14 protein-coding genes are annotated in these 19,021 nt (G+C 72.3%); 7 read left to right on the top strand and 7 right to left on the bottom strand.

Annotation, left to right across the window (positions count from 1 at the left end; all coding sequences use genetic code 11):
* Window positions 1–3 precede the first annotated feature (3 nt).
* Complete coding sequence (locus OG875_RS28740) at window positions 4–1,383, bottom strand: DUF6421 family protein (protein ID WP_330177145.1); 1,380 nt, start codon at window positions 1,381–1,383, stop codon at window positions 4–6.
* Window positions 1,384–1,647: 264 nt separating this feature from the next.
* On the opposite strand from OG875_RS28740, the gene OG875_RS28735 reads away from it, so the two are divergent.
* Window positions 1,648–2,331 (top strand): glycerophosphodiester phosphodiesterase, encoded by a 684-nt coding sequence (locus tag OG875_RS28735; RefSeq protein ID WP_330177144.1) that lies wholly within the window; start codon window positions 1,648–1,650, stop codon window positions 2,329–2,331.
* Window positions 2,332–2,403: 72 nt separating this feature from the next.
* On the opposite strand, the gene OG875_RS28730 is transcribed toward OG875_RS28735, so the two are convergent.
* The 5 genes from OG875_RS28730 to OG875_RS28710 form a co-directional block, all read right to left on the bottom strand.
* Complete coding sequence (locus OG875_RS28730) at window positions 2,404–2,958, bottom strand: GNAT family N-acetyltransferase (protein WP_330177143.1); 555 nt, start codon at window positions 2,956–2,958, stop codon at window positions 2,404–2,406.
* Between the two features lie 318 nt (window positions 2,959–3,276).
* Window positions 3,277–4,128 (bottom strand): NAD-dependent epimerase/dehydratase family protein, encoded by an 852-nt coding sequence (locus OG875_RS28725; protein WP_330177142.1) that lies wholly within the window; start codon window positions 4,126–4,128, stop codon window positions 3,277–3,279.
* Complete coding sequence (locus OG875_RS28720; RefSeq protein ID WP_330177141.1) at window positions 4,128–5,039, bottom strand: carbohydrate ABC transporter permease; 912 nt, start codon at window positions 5,037–5,039, stop codon at window positions 4,128–4,130. Before OG875_RS28720 ends, OG875_RS28725 begins: the two co-directional genes overlap by 1 nt.
* Complete coding sequence (locus OG875_RS28715; RefSeq protein ID WP_330177140.1) at window positions 5,036–6,058, bottom strand: carbohydrate ABC transporter permease; 1,023 nt, start codon at window positions 6,056–6,058, stop codon at window positions 5,036–5,038. The genes OG875_RS28720 and OG875_RS28715 overlap by 4 nt, the downstream gene beginning before the upstream one ends.
* The gene (locus OG875_RS28710; protein WP_330177139.1) at window positions 6,055–7,437 is read right to left on the bottom strand and encodes an extracellular solute-binding protein; all 1,383 of its coding nucleotides are present in this window, start codon (window positions 7,435–7,437) and stop codon (window positions 6,055–6,057) included. Before OG875_RS28710 ends, OG875_RS28715 begins: the two co-directional genes overlap by 4 nt.
* 156 nt (window positions 7,438–7,593) lie before the next feature.
* Here OG875_RS28710 and OG875_RS28705 point away from each other — a divergent pair, with 156 nt between their 5' ends.
* From OG875_RS28705 to OG875_RS28680, 6 genes are all read left to right on the top strand, one after another.
* The gene (locus tag OG875_RS28705) at window positions 7,594–8,379 is read left to right on the top strand and encodes an IclR family transcriptional regulator (protein ID WP_330177138.1); all 786 of its coding nucleotides are present in this window, start codon (window positions 7,594–7,596) and stop codon (window positions 8,377–8,379) included.
* 104 nt (window positions 8,380–8,483) lie between these two features.
* A complete protein-coding gene (locus OG875_RS28700; protein ID WP_330177137.1) occupies window positions 8,484–9,770 on the top strand; it encodes an enolase C-terminal domain-like protein in 1,287 nt (428 codons plus the stop codon).
* Window positions 9,767–10,453, top strand: a complete 687-nt coding sequence (locus OG875_RS28695) for a ThuA domain-containing protein (RefSeq protein ID WP_330177136.1) — start codon at window positions 9,767–9,769, stop codon at window positions 10,451–10,453. Before OG875_RS28700 ends, OG875_RS28695 begins: the two co-directional genes overlap by 4 nt.
* Window positions 10,438–11,517 (top strand): Gfo/Idh/MocA family protein, encoded by a 1,080-nt coding sequence (locus OG875_RS28690; RefSeq protein ID WP_330177135.1) that lies wholly within the window; start codon window positions 10,438–10,440, stop codon window positions 11,515–11,517. The genes OG875_RS28695 and OG875_RS28690 overlap by 16 nt, the downstream gene beginning before the upstream one ends.
* A 288-nt stretch (window positions 11,518–11,805) precedes the next feature.
* A complete protein-coding gene (locus OG875_RS28685) occupies window positions 11,806–14,997 on the top strand; it encodes an alpha-mannosidase (RefSeq protein WP_330177134.1) in 3,192 nt (1,063 codons plus the stop codon).
* Window positions 14,990–17,380 (top strand): ROK family protein, encoded by a 2,391-nt coding sequence (locus OG875_RS28680; RefSeq protein WP_330177133.1) that lies wholly within the window; start codon window positions 14,990–14,992, stop codon window positions 17,378–17,380. The genes OG875_RS28685 and OG875_RS28680 overlap by 8 nt, the downstream gene beginning before the upstream one ends.
* Window positions 17,381–17,478: 98 nt before the next feature.
* Here the strand turns inward: OG875_RS28680 and OG875_RS28675 are convergent, their stop codons facing one another.
* Complete coding sequence (locus OG875_RS28675; RefSeq protein ID WP_330177132.1) at window positions 17,479–18,750, bottom strand: glycoside hydrolase family 71/99-like protein; 1,272 nt, start codon at window positions 18,748–18,750, stop codon at window positions 17,479–17,481.
* Window positions 18,751–19,021: the final 271 nt, after the last annotated feature.

Raw genomic sequence — 19,021 nt, 5'->3', positions numbered from 1 at the left:
TGCTCACGCCGCGGCCGTGATGCCGCGCGTGGACGCGATCACGGTCTTGAGCTTCTTGGCCAGGGCCTCGTAGAACATGCTCAGCGGAAACTCGTCGGGAAGCACGTCGTCCACCAGCTTGCGCGGCGGCAGATCGAGGTCGAGGGCGTCCGGGCCCTTGGCCCAGCGGGATCCGGGGTGCGGGGCCAGATAGGTGGAGACGAGGTCGTACGCGGCGAACCAGTGGACCAGTTTCGGGCGGTCGATGCCGGCCCGGTAGAGGGCCTCGATCTCGCCGAGGAGCTGCTGGGTGACCTGCGGGGCGCGTTCCCAGTCGATCCGCAGGGTGTTGTCGGTCCAGCGGACCACGTCGTGGCGGTGGAGGTACGAGAAGAGCAGCTGGCCGCCGAGGCCGTCGTAGTTGCGCTCGCGGGCGCCGGTGACGGGGAAGCGGAACATCCGGTCGAAGAGCACCGCGTACTGCACGTCGCGGCCCTGCGCGACGCCGTCGGCCTCCAGGGTGACGGCCTCCCGGAAGGCGGTGAGGTCGCACCGCAGCTCCTCCAGGCCGTACATCCAGAACGGCTGCCGCTGCTTGATCATGAAGGGGTCGAACGGCAGGTCGCCGTGGCTGTGGGTGCGGTCGTGGATCATGTCCCAGAGGACGAACGCCTGCTGGCAGCGGTCCTGGTCGCCGATCATCTCGCGGATGCCGTCGGGGAGTTCGACGCCGAGGATGCCGACGGCGGCGTCGGTGACCCGGCGGAAGCGGGCGGCCTCGCGGTCGCAGAAGATGCCGCCCCAGCTGAAGCGCTCGGGGGCCTGCCGGACGGCGATGGTCTCGGGGAAGAGTACGGCGGAGTTGGTGTCGTACCCGGAGGTGAAGTCCTCGAAGGTGATGCCGCAGAAGAGCGGGTTGTCGTAGCGGGTGCGTTCCAGTTCGGAGAGCCACTCGGGCCAGACCATGCGCAGGACGACCGCTTCGAGGTTGCGGTCGGGGTTGCCGTTCTGCGTGTACATGGGGAAGACGACCAGGTGCTGGAGCCGGTCCACGCGTTCGGCGGCGGGCTGGAAGGCGAGCAGCGAGTCCAGGAAGTCGGGGACGCCGAAGCCGCCGTCGCCCCAGGCGCGGAGGTCCGCGACGAGCGCCGTGTGGTAGGCGGTGTCGTGCGGCAGCAGGGGTGACAGCCGCTCGACGGCGTCGGTCACCCGGCCCAGTGTGGTCGCGGCGAGGGCCCGGGTGGGGGCGTTCTCGGCGTCGAAGTCCACCGAGCCGTCCTTGGACTGCCAGGGACGGATCTCCTCGACGGCGTTCTTGAGCTCGGCCCAGGCGGGGTGGTCGACCACCCGCGTGTCGTCGGCCGCGTGCCCTCCGGGCCGATCCTGCACAAGAATTTCCGTCATGTCGTGTCCTCCACGGGAGAAGCTGGCGTCAAAGCACCGTATCGGTCTCCGATTCTCCCGTACAAGGGCGGGGGTCACAAATTATCCTGCCGCACCCCACGTTTACCGGCGTTTTTCCTGCCGCTTACGCCTTGGACAACAGCTGTCGGCACGTACGCGGACGGCGAAGGGTCGTATCCGCACCGTGGCCACTAGGGTTTGCCGTCGGGCCGCGTGGGGCGCGGGCGCCGCGCGGGAGCCGCCGACGACGGAAGCGAGTCAGCCTTGACTTTCCTCACCATCGGTCATCGTGGAGTGATGGGTGTCGAACCCGAGAACACCCTGCGCTCCTTCCTGCACGCCGAGCGGGCCGGCATGGACGCCATCGAGCTCGACCTTCATCTGAGCAAGGACGGCGCTCTCGTCGTCATGCACGACGCGGAGCTGGACCGTACGACGGACGGCACGGGCCCGATCGCCGGGCGGACCCTGGCGGAGCTGCGGGGGCTGGACGCGGGACGGGGCGAGCGGGTGCCCGTCTTCGAGGAGGTCCTGGACGCGGTGCGGTCGCCGCTCCAGGCGGAGATCAAGGATGTGGCGGCGGCGCGCGCCCTGGCGGAGGTCATCCGGCGGCGGGGGCTGGTCGGCCGGGTGGAGGTGTCCTCGTTCCACGACGAGGCCGTGGCGGAGATCGCCTCGCTGGTGCCCGGCGTACGGACGGTGCTGATCGCCAGCCGCTGGGGCGGTGACGTCGTGGACCGGGCGGTCGCGGTGGGCGCGGACTCGCTGGCGCTTAACATCCGGCGCCTCACGCTGGAGACCGTCGAGCGCGCGCACGCGGCGGGGCTCGGGGTCATCGGGTGGGTGGTGAACACACCGGAGCAGTTGCGGCTGGTCCGGGCGTTCGGCCTGGACGGCGCGACCACCGACTTCCCGGAGATCCGCCGCACCGGCCGCTTCACGGCCTGACCCGGCGCCCCGGCGGGGCGTTCGGACCCGGCACCCGGGCGGCCGGACCACCGCCGTACGGAGCGCGGCGGGTCAGTCGTCCAGCGGCTTGACCAGCAGTTCGAACGCCAGGTCGTCGATCTGCGGGAGGCCGTAGCGCTCGTCGCCGTACGGGAAGGGCAGCAGCTGTCCCGTACGGCGGTAGCCGCGCCGCTCGTACCAGGCGATCAGGTCCGTGCGCTGGATTATCACGGTCATGTGCATCTCACCGACGCCCCAGTCCGCGCGGGCGCGGCGCTCCGCCTCGGCGAGTACGCGCTTGCCCAGGCCACCGCCCTGCGCGCGGGGGTCGACGGCGAACATGCCGAAGTACGCGGCGGGGCCCCGGTGTTCGAGCTGGCAGCAGGCGACGAGTTCGCCGCCGGTCTCGACCATCAGCAGCCGGCTGCCCTCGGCCTCGATCACCTCCAGCACGCCCCGCACGTCGGTGCGCTGCCCCTCCAGCAGACCGGCCTCGGAGGTCCAGGAGGCGCGGGCACTCTCGCCCCGGTAGGCGGACTCTATGAGGTCGACGAGCGGCTTGACGTCGTCCGGGGTGGCGTCCCGGTAGGTGAGCGGGCCGGGAGCGGGGAGCGGGGCGGTGTCCATGGTGCGCGTTCTCCGATTTCTCCGCCGCGAGTCGGCGGCGAGCCCGAGCCTAACCCCAGGTCCCGGCCGCGCGGACGGTCGGGGTCCGCGCGGGCGCACCGCCCGGACCTGCGGGAGCCGCGGTGATCACCGGGTCGCCCGGCCCCCGCCCGGCGCGCGGCGGTCGGTGCTCGGCGTCGGGGCCGGATCACCGGCGGCGGTCTGAGGTCGGCGTGCTGCGGTCGACGCTCGGGGCCGGGCCGGATCACCGCGCGGTGGTCGGCGGCGTACGGCCCCGGGGGCAGGTCACCGAGGCCGCGCTCCCCCGACCGGCCCGGGTCATGTCGCGTCCCCGGCCGGAGCCCTGCGGTGCTTCGGCGCGAAGCCCAGCAGGCGCGCGCAGGCGGAGGTGTCGAACAGCGAGGCGTGGCCGGTGAGTTCGGCGAAGGAGGGCACGCCCGGGTGGTGCTCTTCGAGCAGGTCGGCGGTCGGTACCGGTGACGACGTGTCGTCGGCCGTCACATTGAGGATGTGACATCCCGTCAGTTCGGCGCGGAGCGCGTACCGTACGGCCCTGGCGGCGTCCCTGGTGTCCAGCCACCCCCACAGGTCCCTCCGGTGGGCGGCCGGGTCGGCGCGTACGGCGGCGAGTTGTTTCGTCAGCCGTTCGCCGGTCCCGGTGAACGGGAGGCGCAGGCAGACGATGTCGGTGCCGTGGCGCCGGTGGGTGGCGCGGGCGGTCTCCTCCAGGACGAGCTTGGAGAGCCCGTACGGGTCCTGGACGAGCGGGGGGTGCTCCTCGTCCAGGGGTACGTAGCGCGGCGACTGCGGCACCGGTGACCAGGCGAGTCCCACGGCGGAGAGGCTGGACGCGGCGACGACGCGGCGGACACCGGCGCGGCCCGCCTCGTCCAGCACCCGGTGCGCGGTGAGGCAGTTGGTGGCGAACAGGTCGCTGTCGTCGTCGGAGTTGGGGTGCGGAATGGCGCCGAGATGGACGACGGCGTCGACGCCGAGCAGGGCGTCGCGGACCAGGTTCCGGTCGCGCAGATCGCCGGTGAGGACGCGGTCGGCCCTCGGGTCGTCGACGGGGACGAGGTCGGTGGCGACGATCCGGTGGCCGTGGGCCAGCAGGTCGTCGCGGACATGGCCGCCGATGTGTCCGGCGGCGCCGGTGACGAGGACACGCATCAGCCCTTCACCGCCCCGACGAGACCGTTGACGAAGTAGCGCTGGAGGCAGAGGAAGAGAAGGACGACGGGAATGACCACGATCAGTGCTCCGGCCATCAGGTTGTTGTACTGGGGGACGTTCTCGGCCGCGAGGGTCTGGAGGCCGAGCGGCAGGGTGAAGGCCGAGCGGTCGTTGAGGGAGACACGGCTGAGCAGGTACTCGTTCCAGGTCGGGATCGCGGTGAGCAACGCCACGGTGATCAGGGCGGGTTGGGCCAGCGGCAGATGGATGTTGAGGAAGATCCGGAACTCGCTCGCGCCGTCGACCCTCGCGGAGTCGCGGAGTTCGCCGGGGATGGCGGCGAACGCGCCGGTCATCAGCAGGATCGACAGCGGGGCTCCGCCGTTGACGAAGGGCAGCACCAGCCCCCAGTGGGTGCCGAGGATGCCCAGCTCGTTCTCCAGGAGCACGATCGGCAGCATCACCGTCACACCGGGCACGAAGAGCAGCGACACGAACAGTCTCGACAGGAGGAGGCGTCCGGGGAAGCGCAGGACGGCGAAGGCGTAGCCGGCCGCCGCGTAGATCACCAGTGTGAGGACCACGGTGTAGAGGGTGACCAGCAGGCTGTTGAGGAAGAAGTCGAAGAAGTGCAGCGTGTTCCAGGTGTCGACCAGGGTGTCGAGGGTGGGGTTCTCCGGGATCAGATGACCGCCGCGGACCACCTCGATCCTGTCCTTGAAGGCGGCCGACACCATCCAGAGGAACGGGTACACGCTGACCAGGCCGTATCCGGCGAGCAGCAGACCGACGACGGTACGGGCGAGGATCCGGCGGGTACGGGCCGCGCCGGAGGGGGCGCCGCCGCCCGCCCGGGGTGCTCCTCCGGTCGTGCGGTCTCGCGTGCCGGCCGGGGGGATCGACGTCATGTCTTGCTCCGCAGCGCTCGGAGATTGATCAGGGCCAGTAGCAGGGCGGCGGCGAACAGCAGCCAGCCGAGCGCGCTCGCGAGGCCGAGGGTGGGCCGCAGTTCCTTGAGGAAGGCGAGGCTGTACGCCTCCAGGCCGAGCACGTTGGTGTGGTCGCCGGGGCCGCCGTTGGTCATCACCAGGAAGGTCTGGAAGCCCTGGAGCGAGTCGCGCAGATTGAGCAGGACGACGATCGCGGTGATCGGGCGCAACAGGGGCCAGACGACGGACAGTTGGGTGCGCCACCAGCCGGCGCCGTCGAGTTCGGCGGCTTCCAGGAGACTGGCGTCGATGGTCTGAAGACCCGTCAGATACAGCAGCATGGAGACGGGGACGGCGCCCCACACGGTGACCACGATCATGGTGGGCAGGGCGGTGTCGGGATTGCCGAGCCAGCCCTGCGGCTGCTGGAGGGAGCCGAGTCCGAGCTGCTCCAGCAGCAGGTTGACGGCGCCGTCCGGCTTCAGGATGTACTGCCAGGCGAAGAAGACGGCGATGCCGCTGGTGACGTACGGCAGGAAGTAGACCGACCGGAGGACGGACCGCATCCGGCGCGCCCGGTTGAGCAGGACGGCCAGCGGAAAGGACACGACGACGGTCAGCACCGGTACGGCGGTCATGACCCAGAGCGTGTTGAGGCCCGCGTCACGCACCCGGGGCGCGTAGACGGGACTGCGCCAGAGCAGGTCGGCGTAGTTGTCGAGGCCGACCCAGGTCCAGTGCGGCATGAAGCCGTTCCAGGACGCGAAGCTCAGCAGGAAGCCGTAGCCGACGGTGTAGAGGCCCATGACGGCGAAGAGGACGACGGCGGGGGCGACGAACAGGTAGCCCGAGACGGTCTCGGTCCTGATCCGCCGGCGCGGGGGCCGTGCGCCGGGGCCGCCGGGGCGCTCCGCGGCGGTGGTGTCCCCGGCCGGGGGCGTACGGTCCGTGCCGCCCCCGGCCTTCTCGTGCGCGGTGCCGCGAGGCGCTGTGGTCACTGCGTCGCCCAGTAGTCGCTGTTCAGTCCGCGGAGCTTGGCGCCCGTCTGCGCCGGTGTCTCCTTCCCCAGGGGTGTGAGTTCGGCGAGGAGTTCGCCGGCCCGGTCCTGGTCGTAGCCCGGCGGCCGGAAGTCGCTGAGGTACGGGTCGTAGGTGGTCTCGGGGGTGCCCTGGAAGCTCTCCATCATGGCGGTGAGCGCGGGGCCGAGGACCTTGGCGGAGTCGGCGCCGAGTTCGGTGGCGGGCAGGTCGCTGCCGGCCTTGGCGAAGTTGGCGGCGACGTCGGTGCCGGAGAGGAACTCCATCCACTTCTTGGCGTTGTCGGGCTGCTCGCTGGTGGCGGTGAGGCTCAGTCCGGTCAGTGCGATCGGGCCGAGCGCGCGGTCGGGTATCGCGCCGTCCCGGGGGGCGGGCAGTCCGAAGGCGAGGATGTCGTCGGCCTTCACCCCGTTCTGCTGGAGGAAGGCGAGGGTGAAGGTGCCGCCGATGGCGAAGGCCGACTTCCCCTGGGCGAACGCCTGGTCGGCCTCGTCGATGGTGAGGGACTGGCTGCCCGGCATCCAGTACGGGGTGATCCGGTCGTAGAGGGACAGGACCTCGATGCCGTTGGGCGAGCCGAAGTCGGCGCTCTTGTCCCGGCCCCAGAGCTTCTCGTAGTCCTCCTTGCCGAGCTGGGCGAAGGCGAGTTGCTGGAGGACCCAGTTGATACCGGTGGACTTGACCTTGAGGCCGAGGCTGACGCCTCCGTTCTTGGGGTCCTTGTGGTGGGTGGCCTCCAGCGCCTCCAGGAATTCCTCCCAGGTGGCGGGGGCCTCGGTGATTCCGGCGTCGGCCAGCTTCTTCTTGTCGGCGTAGACGATGCCGAAGGTGCCGGCGGTCAGCGGCACGCTGAAGCGCTGGTTCTCCTCGACGCCCTTGAAGGTGGAGTCCTTGGCCTGGGACTCCTTGAACTTCTGGGCGGTGACGGTGCCCGAGTCCCGGATCGCCTCCTGGAAGCGTCCGCTCCAGGAGTCCGGGACCTCGTCCTGGAGGTCGGCGGTGACTCCGGCCGCGCCGAGGACGAAGTCCTCGCCGTCGGAGTGCACTTCGAGGACGTCGGGCAGGTCGCCGGTCTTGGCCGAGCTCTGCACCTTGGTGGTGTAGGCGTCGTCGGGTGTGTACGCCTCGACGGTGACGGTGATGCCGGTCTCTTCCTTGAACTCCTTGGCCGCCGCGCGCAGGGCGCCGACGTGGGACTGCTTGAACGTCCACATCTCCAGGGAGTCCGCGTCGCCTCCGGAGCCGGACGAGCCGCCGCAGGCGGAGAGGGTGGTGAGCGTGAGCGCGGTGGTCGCGGCCAGAGCCACCAGCCGGACATTCCGCGCGAAAGATGTGCGCATGGGCTCTACCTCAGATCAACCGTTCAGAAGACCGAATGACGTTGGAGTGACTGAACTTATGGTCGCGGTGATATAGCGTCAAGACGCACGTCGAGAATCGTGCTGGCCGGTTCGCCGAGGGGCACCGGTGCGGGAAGCGGAGGTTCCGTGGAATCGGTGGCAGCAACTGCGCGCGGGCGCAAGCCCGAAGAGGTCAAGTCGGCGGCCCGGGTGCTGGAGGTGCTCGAACTGCTCGGCACCGAGGGCGCCCGGCTCTCGCTCGCCGAGATGGCGAGCGCGATGGCGGTGCCGAAGAGCAGCCTGCACGCGATCCTGCGCACCATGGAGGCACGGCGCTGGGTGGACCTGGACGCCTCGGGCACCCGCTACAGCCTGGGCCTCAAGGCCCTGCTGACGGGGACCGCCTATCTGGAGGGCGACGACGTCGCGAGCCTGGCCGGGCCGGTGCTCGACGCGCTCGCCGAGGAGACCGGCGAGTCGGTGCATCTGGGCAGGCTGGACGGGACGGACGTCGTCTACCTGGCCAAACGCGAGTCACGGCACGCGCTGCGGATGTACTCGGCGGTGGGGCGGCGGCTGCCGGCCCATGCGACGGCGCTCGGCAAGGCGATGCTGTCGCAGTACGACGCGGCGGAGGTGCAGCGCCGGCTGGCCTGGCCGCTGGCCCGGCTCACCCCCGACACGGTGACCGACCCCGACGAGCTGATCCGCCAGCTCGCGGAGGCCCGGCTCCGGGGCTGGGCGATGGACGACGGCGAGAACTCCGTGGACATCCGGTGCGTGGCCGTGGCGCTCGGCACCGGGCGCGGCGGCGGCGACGCGCTCAGCTGTTCCGCCCCCAAGACCCGGATGGACGACACCCGCGCGCAGGAGATCGCCGGGGCCGTCACGGAGGCCGCACACGCGTTGCGGACTCTCCTCAAACGCCTCGGACAGCACTGACGACGCCGCGGCCCATAATTGGTAGAGTCATTGACAAATTAAAGCCCCGCTCTCTACGTTCGGATAGACGTACATCATCCTGCTATCTGTACGAGGGAGTTCGTATGGCACCGCCTGATGCCCGCTCCGACATCCTCGCTCCCGCTCCCTGGGTCGAGGAACGGGGCGCGAGAATCCGCATCACGGCCGTCTCCACCTTCCTCACCGCACCGCACGGCTGCCCCCATCTGATCGTCCGCGTCGAGACCAACGAGCCCGGCCTGTACGGCCTCGGCTGCGCCAGCGACCCGCAGCGCACCCTCGCCGTCCGGTCCGTGCTGGACGACTACCTGGCGCCCATGCTCGTCGGGCGCGACCCCGACGACATCGAGGACCTCCACCGGCTGATGCTCAACAGCGCCTACTGGAGGGGCGGTTCGATCAGCGGCAACGCGCTCGGCGGGATCGACGTCGCTCTGTGGGACCTCAAGGCCAAGCGCCTCGGCGCGCCCCTGTACTCGCTGTTCGGCGGCCGGGTCCGCACCCGCGCGGACGCCTACACCCATGTCAGCGGCACGGACGCGGCCGAGATCGCCGACCGGGTGGTGGCGGCGCGCGAGCGCGGTTACCGCCATGTCCGCGTCCAGGCCGCCGTCCCCGGCGCCGACACCTACGGCACCGGTGCCGCGCCCGCCGCCGACGCGCACGCGCTGCGCACCCGTTCGGTGCCGTGGGACTCCGCCGCGTACGTGCGCACCGTGCCCCGCGTCCTCACCGAGGTACGCGAACGGGTCGGCGACGAGGTCGAGTTGCTGCACGACGTACACGAACGGCTCGACCCCCGGCAGGCGCGGGACTTCCTGCGCCGGGTCGAGGACGCCGGGCTGTACTTCGTGGAGGACCTGCTCGCCCCCGAGGACGCGGGCCACTTCGCCGCGCTGCGCGCCGGCTCCCCCGTCCCGCTCGCCGTCGGTGAACTCTTCCACGACATCGGCCAGTTCCTGCCGCTGCTCGACGGCCCGGCCATCGACTTCGCCCGGATCCGGGTCCCCACCCTCGGCGGGCTCACCCCCGCCCGCAAGCTCGCCGTCGCCTGCGAGTTGCGCGGCGTACGGCTCGCCCCGCACGGCCCCGCCGACGTCAGCCCCGTCGCCCAGGCCGCCACGCTCGCCATGAACATCAGCAGCCACGCCTTCGGCGTCCAGGAGGCCGCCGTGTTCAGGCCCGCCGTGCTCGATGTATTCCCCGGCACGATCGTGGCACGCGACGGCGCGCTGTTCCCGCACGGGACGCCCGGTCACGGCGTCGACTTCGACGAGGCGGCGGCCCGCAGACACCCGGTGCCCGCGCCGCTGGAACACGACCGCTGGGCCCTGCTGCGCAACACCGACGGGAGCGTGCAACGACCATGACGGACACCACCCCGGGCCCGCCGCCCGTTCCCGGCCCCCGGCGCGCGCTGGTCGTACGCGGCGGCTGGGAGGGGCACCTGCCCGTCACCGTCACCGATCTCTTCCTGCCGTTCCTCCGGGAGCGGGGGTACACGGTCGAGACGGCCGACACCCTCGACGTGTACACCGACGCCCCGCTCCTCGCCGCCACCGACCTGATCGTCCAGTGCTGGACCATGGGCGAGATCAGCCAGGAGCAGTGCGACGGACTCGTCTCGGCCGTCCGGGCGGGCACGGGCTTCGCGGGCTGGCACGGCGGTGTCGTCGACTCCTTCCGCGGCAGCGTCGGCTACCAACTCCTCACCGGCGGACAGTTCCTGACGCATCCACCGGGCTTCAGCGACCACACCGTGCGCATCCTCCCGGAGCACGCGGACCATCCCGTCGTCGGCGGGCTGGCCGACTTCCAGGTGCACACCGAGCGCTACTGGACCCTCACCGACCCGCTGATCGACACGCTCGCGACCATCGGGTTCGAGGCGGACGAGGACCGGTCCCGGCCGGTCACGATGCCCGCCGTCTGGACCAGGACCTGGGGCGCGGGCCGGGTGTTCGTCTCCACCATCGGCCACAAACCGGACGACTTCGACGTGCCGGAGGTCCGGACCCTGACCGAGAGGGGGCTGCTGTGGGCGAGCCGCTGAGGATCGGCATGGTCGGCGCGGGCGCGATCAGCGGCCAGTACCTGACCACCCTGGAACGGCTCGACGGCGTCCGGCTGACCGCCGTCACCGACCTGGACCCGGCGCGCGCCGAGGCGGTCGCCGCGCGGATGCCGGGCGTCGCCGTCGCCGCCACGGCCGCCGAACTTCTCGCGCGCCCCGACGTCGACGCCGTACTCAACCTGACACTGCCCGCCGTGCACGCCGAGGTGGCACGGGCCGCGCTGGACGCGGGCAAGCACGTGTACGGGGAGAAGCCGCTGGCCACGACCCGTGAGGAGGCCGCCGGTCTGCTCGCGCTGGCGGCCGGCCGGGGGCTGCGGATCGGCTGCGCGCCGGACACCGTGCTCGGCACGGGCGTGCAGACCGCGCGCCGCGCGGTGGACGACGGGCTCATCGGCACCCCGGTCGCCGCGACCGCGTTCATGACCACCCCCGGGCATGAACGGTGGCATCCCGCCCCGGAGTTCTACTATCTGCCCGGCGGCGGACCGCTGCTCGACATGGGCCCGTACTACCTCTCCACGCTCGTCCATCTGCTCGGGCCCGTCGGCCGGGTCACCGGCGCCGCGTCCCGGCCGCGCCCCGAACGGGTCGTCGGCGGCGGGCCCCGGGCCGGTGAACGCTTCACGTCCGAGGTGGACACCCATGTCACGGGGCTGCTGGAACACACGGGCGGCGCGCTGACGACGCTGGTCATGAGCTTCGACATCCACGCGGCGCGGCTTCCGCGCATCGAGGTGCACGGCACCGAGGGGTCGCTGTCCCTCCCCGACCCGAACGGCTTCGACGGGCCGGTCGACCTCCACCGGGCGGGCGGCGGGTGGGAGCCGCTGCCGGTGTCGGGCGGCTACCGGAACGCCGGGCGCGGCACCGGGCTCGCCGATCTGGCGACCGCGCTGGCCGAGGACCGTCCGCACCGGGCGTCCGGCGAACTCGCCCGCCATGTCCTGGACGTCATGCTGACGCTGCTCGACGCGGCACGCGACGGGGTCTGGCTGCCGGTCGCCGGCGACTGCGGGAGGCCGGAGGCCGTACGGCACTGAGCCCGGCGCGGGGCCGGCGTAAGGGCGGGAACGGCAGGAGGGCCCCGGCGCTCCTGCCGTTCGTGTCCCTTTCTTCGTTTCTCCGCACTCTCTTTCGTTCCGCCGTTCTGATTGCGCGAATGTCAGGACACTTATTGTCCACGAAGAGAACTCCGTGGGCGGGAAATCGACTGACAATGCGCCGGAAAGGCCCTCACCACCAGGAATGCAGAAGCGATCCGGACCGGCGTTGACTTGATAACACTCTTGGTTTTACATGGCGTTCACTGGCTGGACAGGAGGCCGCCCATGCATGACCGAAGGACGTCCGGAGAGGCGCGCGCCGCCCATTTCCTCGACCGGCGGCTGCGTCCCGCGCTTTACACCGGGCGGCTCCCCCTGGACATCGGCGCCTGGCACATCCCCGGTGAGCCGGTCCCCGTCGACGTGGCGCTGCGCGCCGGGTACGAGCCGTTCGTCGTCGGCGAGCGCTGGGGCGGCGGCCCCTGGTCCACCAGTTGGTTCCGCTTCTCCGCCGAGGTGCCCGAACGCTGGGCGGGGTGCCGGGTGGAGGCGGTGATCGACCTCGGCGGCGGGCAGGCCGAGGGGCTGGTCCACGACGAGCACGGCACCCCGCTCCAGGGCCTGGGCCACCGGCACCGGACGGTGACCGTCGCGGTACGCGCCCGGGGCGGCGAGCCCGTACGGCTGCTGGTCGAGGCCGCGGCCAATCCGGCGATCGACGCGGTGACCGGCGCCGGGTCCCGCTTCGGCGACCCGGTCACCGCCGGCGACGAGCCCCTGCACCGGCTGCTCCGCGCGGATCTCGCCGTACGGGACGAGAACATCTGGCAGTTGGTCCACGACATCGACGTCCTGTACGGCCTGATGCGCGCGCTGCCCGCCGAACTGCCGCGCCGGCACGAGATCCTGCGGGCGCTGGACCGGGCCGTCGACGCCGTCGACCCGCGTGACATCCCGGGGACGGCCGCCGGCGCGCGCGCCGTTCTGGCCCCGGTGCTCGCGCGCCCCGCGCACGGGTCCGCGCACACCGTCGCCGCCGTCGGGCACGCCCGCTCGGGAGCCGCCCGGCTGCGGCCGGCGCGCGAGAGCGTCCGGGCGGGCGCCCGCGTGTTCAGCAGCGTGGCGGCGCTCGCCGAGGAGTACCCGGAGCTGGTGTTCGCCGCGCCGTCCGCGCAGCAGCACGCCTGGATGAAGGACCGGCACCCGCATGTCTTCGAACGCGTACGCAAGGCCGTCGCCCGGGGCGCCTGGGTCCCCGTGGGCGGCATGTGGGTGGAGCCGGACGCGAACCTGCCCGGCGGGGAGTCGCTGGCACGGCAGTTCACGCACGGCCGGCGCTTCCACCGGGAGGAGCTGGGCCTGGACCCCGACGGGGTCTGGCTGCCCGGCCCCGGCGGCATGTCCGCCGCGATCCCCCAGCTCGCCGCGCTGGCCGGGGCGCGCTGGCTGCTCGGGCACGGTCCGACCGGGCCCGACGGCGCCTCGTCCCCGCACCGCACGTTCTGGTGGGAGGGCGTCGACGGCAGCCGGATCTTCACGCACTGTCCGCCGACGGGCCCCCGCGACGCGGCCCTCACCGGGCCCGAACTGGCCGACGCCGTAACGGTGTACGCGGACCGGGGCGGCGGCAGCCGCTCGCTGGTGCCGTTCGGCCAGGGCCGGAACGAGGGCGGCGACCACGACGGCGACACCGGGCACGGCACGGACCCCGAGGGCGGGGGCCCGACCCGGGAGATGCTGGAACGCGCGCGCAGGCTGGCCGATCTGGAGGGCTCGCCGCGCGTGGCGATCCAGCACCCGGCGCACTTCTTCCGGGACGCCCTGGCCGAGTACCCGCAGGCCCCGGTGTGGCGCGGTGAGCTGTACGCGGGGACGCACGACGGCTCGTACACCGGTCAGGCCCGGACGAAGCGGGGCAACCGGCGCTGCGAATCGCTGCTGCGCGAGGCCGAGTTGTGGTCGGCGACGGCGGCCGTACGGGACGCGGTGCCCTACCCGTACGACGAACTGGACACCCTGTGGAAGCGGGTGCTGCTGCACCAGAGCCGGGATGTCCTGCCGGGCGGGGCCATCGCCTGGGTGCACGAGGAGGCCGAGCGGGCGCACCGCGAGATCGGGCGCCGGCTGGAGGGCCTGATCCGGCGCTCGGCTGGCGAGCCGGACGGCGCCACGGTCCTCAACGCCGGGCCGCGCGCCCGCCGCGAGGTGGTCGTGCTCGACCGGGACGGGCCGGTGGACCCGGGCCCGGCGGAACGGGGTCAGCCGCTGTCCGACGGGCGGCTCGCCGTACTGGCCGAGGCTCCCGCGCTCGGCCGGGGCACGGCCGGGCTGCCACTGGGTGCCACGGCGCCGGTCACGGTGACCGCCGCCGGCCCCGCCGCGGGCGGCGGGCAGTTGCTGGACAACGGGCTGCTGCGTGTCCATGTCGACGCGGCGGGGCTCGTACGCTCCGCGCTCGACCTGACGGCCGGCCGCGAGGCCGTCGCGCCGGGCGAGGCGGGCAATGTGCTCCAACTGCACCGGGACGAACCGGCGTTGTGGAACGCGACCGGACGCGACGCACCGCACCGGGAGGCGGGACACCCGGCCCGGCGTGATCTCACGACCGCGATGTCCGTCGAAGTGACCGACGCCGGACCGCTGTTGGCACGGATCCGGGTGGAGCGCGGCACCGGCAGGTCCACCGTCACCCAGTGGCTGACCCTGACGGCGGGCAGCCGCGCGCTGGCCGTCGACACCGAGGTCGACTGGCGCGAACAGGACACGCTTCTGAAGGCCGCCTGGCCGCTGGACGTGCACGCCGACCACAGCCGGGGTGAGATCCAGTACGGCCATGTCGAACGCCCGACACACGAGAACACCGGCCGGGACGGGGCCCGTCGCGAGCAGTGGGCGCACCGCTGGATCCAGGTCGGCGAGCACGGCTGGGGCGTGGCGCTGGCCTCCGACGCGACGTACGGCTACGACGTGTCGCGGCACACCCGCGCGGACGCCGGGACCACCACCCTCGTACGGCTGTCGCTGCTGCGGGCCGCGCACGGCCCCGACCCGCACGCCGACCGGGGGCCGCAGTGCTTCCGGCACACGCTGCGCCCCGGCGCCGGTGTCGAGGACGCGATCTCCGAGGGGTACGCGCTCAACCTGCCGCTACGGCCGGGCCCGTCCCCGGCGGCGGGGGCGGTGGAGCCGCTGGTGGCTGTGACGGGTGCGGACGTCGTGGTCGAGGCCGTGAAGCTGGCGGACGACCGGTCGGGCGATGTGGTGGTGCGGTTGTACGAGTCCCGGGGCGGCCGGGCGCGTACGACGCTGACCGCCGGGTTCCCGGTCACCGCCGTGCACGAGACGGACCTGCTGGAGGACCCGCTCACCGAGCGGGCGCACGAAGGCCGTTCGGTGGCGCTCACGTTGCGGCCCTTCCAGATCCTCACGCTGCGGCTGGCCCCCGGGGGCGGCCCGAAGGGAGGCGCGGGTGGCTGACACCGGACCGGACGGGCCCGCCGACGGCGGGTTGTCGCCCGATTCGCGCGCCGTCCTGCGCCGCTGGGCGGACGAGGGCGGTCCGCTGGCGACGAGGGCGCGGGTGGTGCTGCTGGCGGCCGACGGGCTGCGTGACGCGGAGATCTCGCGCCGGCTGGGGGTGTCGCGGCAGACCGTGGGGAGCTGGCGTCAGCGCTGGACGAGCGCGGGCATCGACGGTCTGGAGCACCGGCCGCGCACCGGCCGGCCGGCCACGGTCGACGAGGCCGAGGTCGTCACGCGGACGCTGCTCGCCCCCGGCGGCAGCGGCGCGTCACGGGCGGTGGCACGGGAGTTGGGGCTCTCGCACGCGACGGTCGCCGGTATCCGCCGCCGCTGGCGGCTGGTCCCGGACGAGCCGGTGTCCCCTTCCGTTCCGACCCGGCCACCGCTGCCGGGCGCCGACGTGTGGGTGATGGGCCTGTACGTGGACGCCCTGCGCGGTGTGCTGCTGGCGGGCACCCGGCTGAACCCGGGCCCTCCGGCGACGGCGGGCACGGTGATCGGCGCGGACGTCCTGGCGGGCATCGACCGCTCCCTTGACGCGGCCCTGGCGTCGACAGGGGCCGGGACGGGCGGGCGTACGGCGCAGGCGGGAGCCCGCACGGGCGGGGGTCACGGCACCACGGGGGGAACCGAGTTCATCGTCGTCCGGGCAATCCCGGACGCCGCCGGGCGCGAAACGGCCTGTGACGGCGCCGCGTCCGACCGTGCGCTGGCCGGGTATCTCGCACAGGCGAGCCGACGGCACCCGGAACTCGCGCTGCACGCGATCACCTTGTGGGACGGCGCCCCCGACGGTGCTCCCGCCCCGGCCGACCGGTCCTCCCAACCTCCCGACGGTGGAACGGACGTGACGCTCCATCAGCTGCCCGCCCGGTCCACCTGGCGGACGTTCCTGCGGGCCATGATCGCTCTCGACAGCACCAGTCATCCGGAGTCCTCGCGGCGCGTCTATCTGGATCTGGCCGCCGAGTTGGAGCGGTACGCGTCGGGCCGGCCCGACGACCCGTACCGGGGGGTGCGCTGGCTGCGCGAGAACGTGGCCGGTCATCTGGGCACCGGCGCCGGTGGCCCGGCGGCCGGCGCCGTACGCGGCCACACCTGGAGCGGCGTCAACCAGATCGACCTGGGGTCGTTCAACGAGTGCGTGGTCATCGAAACCGTCCGGCTCTCCGGCACCATCACACGCGGCGAGATCGCCCACCGCACCGGCCTGACCCAGCAGTCCGTGTCCCGTATCGCGCGTTCCCTGCTCGACCGGGGCATCCTGATCGAGGACGCGCAGCTGCGCGCCACCTCGGGCAAGCCGCGTACGCCGGTACGGCTGCGCGGCGCCGCCGCCCACGCGCTGGGCATCCATATCGACCCCGAGCTGCTGACGGCGGTGGTGATCGACCTGGACGGGGCGATCGTCCACACCCGCACCCGGTCCGTCAGCGCGGACACCGACCCGGCGGAGTTCGTGGAGCGGGTGGCCGCGCTGGGCCGCGAGACGCTGGCCGACGCGGCGGACACCGTACGGCCCGAGGGGTTCCTCGGCGTCGGGGTCGCGGTGCCGGGCCCGGTGGACATCGCGTCCGGGACCGTGCTCGGCCCGCCCCTGATGTCCGCGTGGGGCGATCTGCCGCTGCTGTATCTGCTGAAGGACCACTTCCCGTGCCCGGTCATCATGGAGAAGGACTCCACGGCCGCGGCGGCGGGCGAGCGCTGGATCGGCCGGGACCGGCGGGCGAGGGACTTCGCGTACCTCTACCTCGGTACGGGCGTCGGCACCGGCCTCTATCTGAACGGTGACCTCTACCGGGGTGTGAGCGCGAACGCGGGCGAGTTCGGGCAGCTCTGCGCGATCTCCCTGGGCCGGGTGGACGAGGACGGCCGTCCGGAGATGATGCCCGAGTGCAATCCGCCGGTGTCCGTGCCGGAGCTGGCGGCACGCGGCGGGCTGCGCCCGGCGGCCGCGGCGAGCGGCGGCACCGCCGCGTACCGGGCGGTGGGCCGGGCCGCGGCGGCGGGTGACGCGGCGGCGGTCGCGGCCGTACGGGAGGTGGCGCGGGCGGTCGGACGGGGCGCGCTGGGGCTGGTCGACCTGCTGGACATCGATCTGATCGTCCTCGGCGGGCCGTTCTTCACGGACGACGTGGCGGATTTCTACCTCACGGAGATCGCCCGCACGGTCAACGAGTTCCCGACCGCCCGGCGGCTGCGCCGGGTCGAGGTGGAACCGTCCGTGCTGAGCGCGGGGGCCGCCGCCGTCGGGGCCGCGTCCACGATCTTCCACGCGACGTTCACGCCGAGACTGCGGGGGCGGGAGAGCCGGGCGCGGCAGCCGCCCACCGGCTGAGGGCGCGCCCCACGGGGGCACGGCGGGACGCGAGTGCCGCCGGGAGGTCCGAGGTCCCGGCGGCACACGCGCGGACAGGGCCCGCTATCGCGTCGGCGTCACCGGGTCGGCGTCGGCCGGGTCGCGGTGAGCGCGATCTGCTTCTTCAGCATGCGCCCGCCGTCGCCGGTGAGCCGCAGGTAGTAGTCCGAGGAGCACGGGGTGCCGTCCTCGTCCAGCGCCCAGATGCCGGATCCGGACGGAACCTGCGACCCGTTCTCGGCGGTCTTGGCGATCTGGTTGCCCTCGTTGTACTCGTCGAACATGGAGATGTAGATCCCCGCGACGTTCAGCCGGCACATGTTGTAGAACTGCCGCCACATGAAGTCGCCGTGCGCGCGGTGCCGGGACTGGAGGTCCCCCGGCATCACACAGGGCTGGTAGTCGATCCCGTGGGCGTTGCAGTCGGCCTGGTCGGGGGTGTTGACGTCCCGGTAGAACTGGTCGGCCTGGGCGACGGTGCCCATCCGCCCCACCATCCACGGCGAGATCATGTTGAACGCGTGGTAGACGCCGGAGAAGCCGGGCCGGGAGTCGCTGACCCCGGTGCGCCAGTGCGTCGGCACCCCGCCGATCACGTAACAGCCCTGGGCCTTGAACCAGTTGACGACGTCCAGGCACTCCGCGGGGGCGAACGGGCGCTGGTTGTCGGCGAAGCCGAAGCCCCAGATGCAGACGACGGGCTTGCCGTTCTGCTTCGCGTACGCGCCGGACGACGTGTACGCCCTCATCTTGTTCGTCCAGTCCTGCTTGATCTCCGACTGCATGGCGCGCCAGTCGGAGACGTCGTACATGATGTAGAACTTACGGCCGTTGGCCTCCGCCGACTGGCGTACCTTGCGTGCCATCGCGTCCCGGGTCGGGCCTTCGCCGCCCATGGGATTGAACCGCTGGAGCGCGGCGGTGTCGCAGTTGTTCTCCCGCATCCAGCGGAAGTGCGTGTCGACGGTCTGCTGGTCGTGCGACGAGAACAGCGTGGCCGGCTGGCCATTGTTCAGATTCGGATACGCGGTGGGGAATGTGCGGGTGTACTCCCGCATGTCCGGCCACGACTTGATGGTCGTATTGCCGAGCGACGGGGGCTGGCCGGCGTTCTGGCTCCAGTGCCACCAGCTGTCGATGGGTGAACCGTCGCCCTTGCAGGCGAACCAGCCCTGGTACCCGACGGTGATCTTGCCGACCACGTCGCCGGGGGGACTGGCGAGCGGTGCCGCTTGTGCCCTGCTTCGCGGTACGGGCGCGGCGCCCGCCTGCTGGCTGCCGAGGACTCCGCCGGCCGCTGCGGTACCGGCCAGCGCCGATGCGATGACGGCGCGTCTTGAAATACTCATGGAGTATTTCCTCCCACTAGAAATCTGCCTGAAATACGCGGATCCACGGCGGTGGGGGGAATTACAGGCGGCGGCAGCCCGCCCGCCTCCGTGGCGCACCCTCGAAAAGTAACCGCTTTCCGACGGCTACCACAAGGGCTGCGGAGGCATTGTCCAGACCAATTCGAAGGAGTTCGCCGGCCGGGTTGTCAGCCCATTTTCTTTACGTTTTCCGTTTCCAGCGGAATGCGAAATGCGGGCGGTTTCCGCGTCCACCGGTCGCGGACCGCGT

It is taken from the genome of Streptomyces sp. NBC_01498, assembly GCF_036327775.1.
GTDB lineage: Bacteria > Actinomycetota > Actinomycetes > Streptomycetales > Streptomycetaceae > Streptomyces.
The sequence above is the reverse complement of the archived record's forward strand: the minus strand, read 5'-3'. Positions and strand labels throughout refer to the sequence as shown.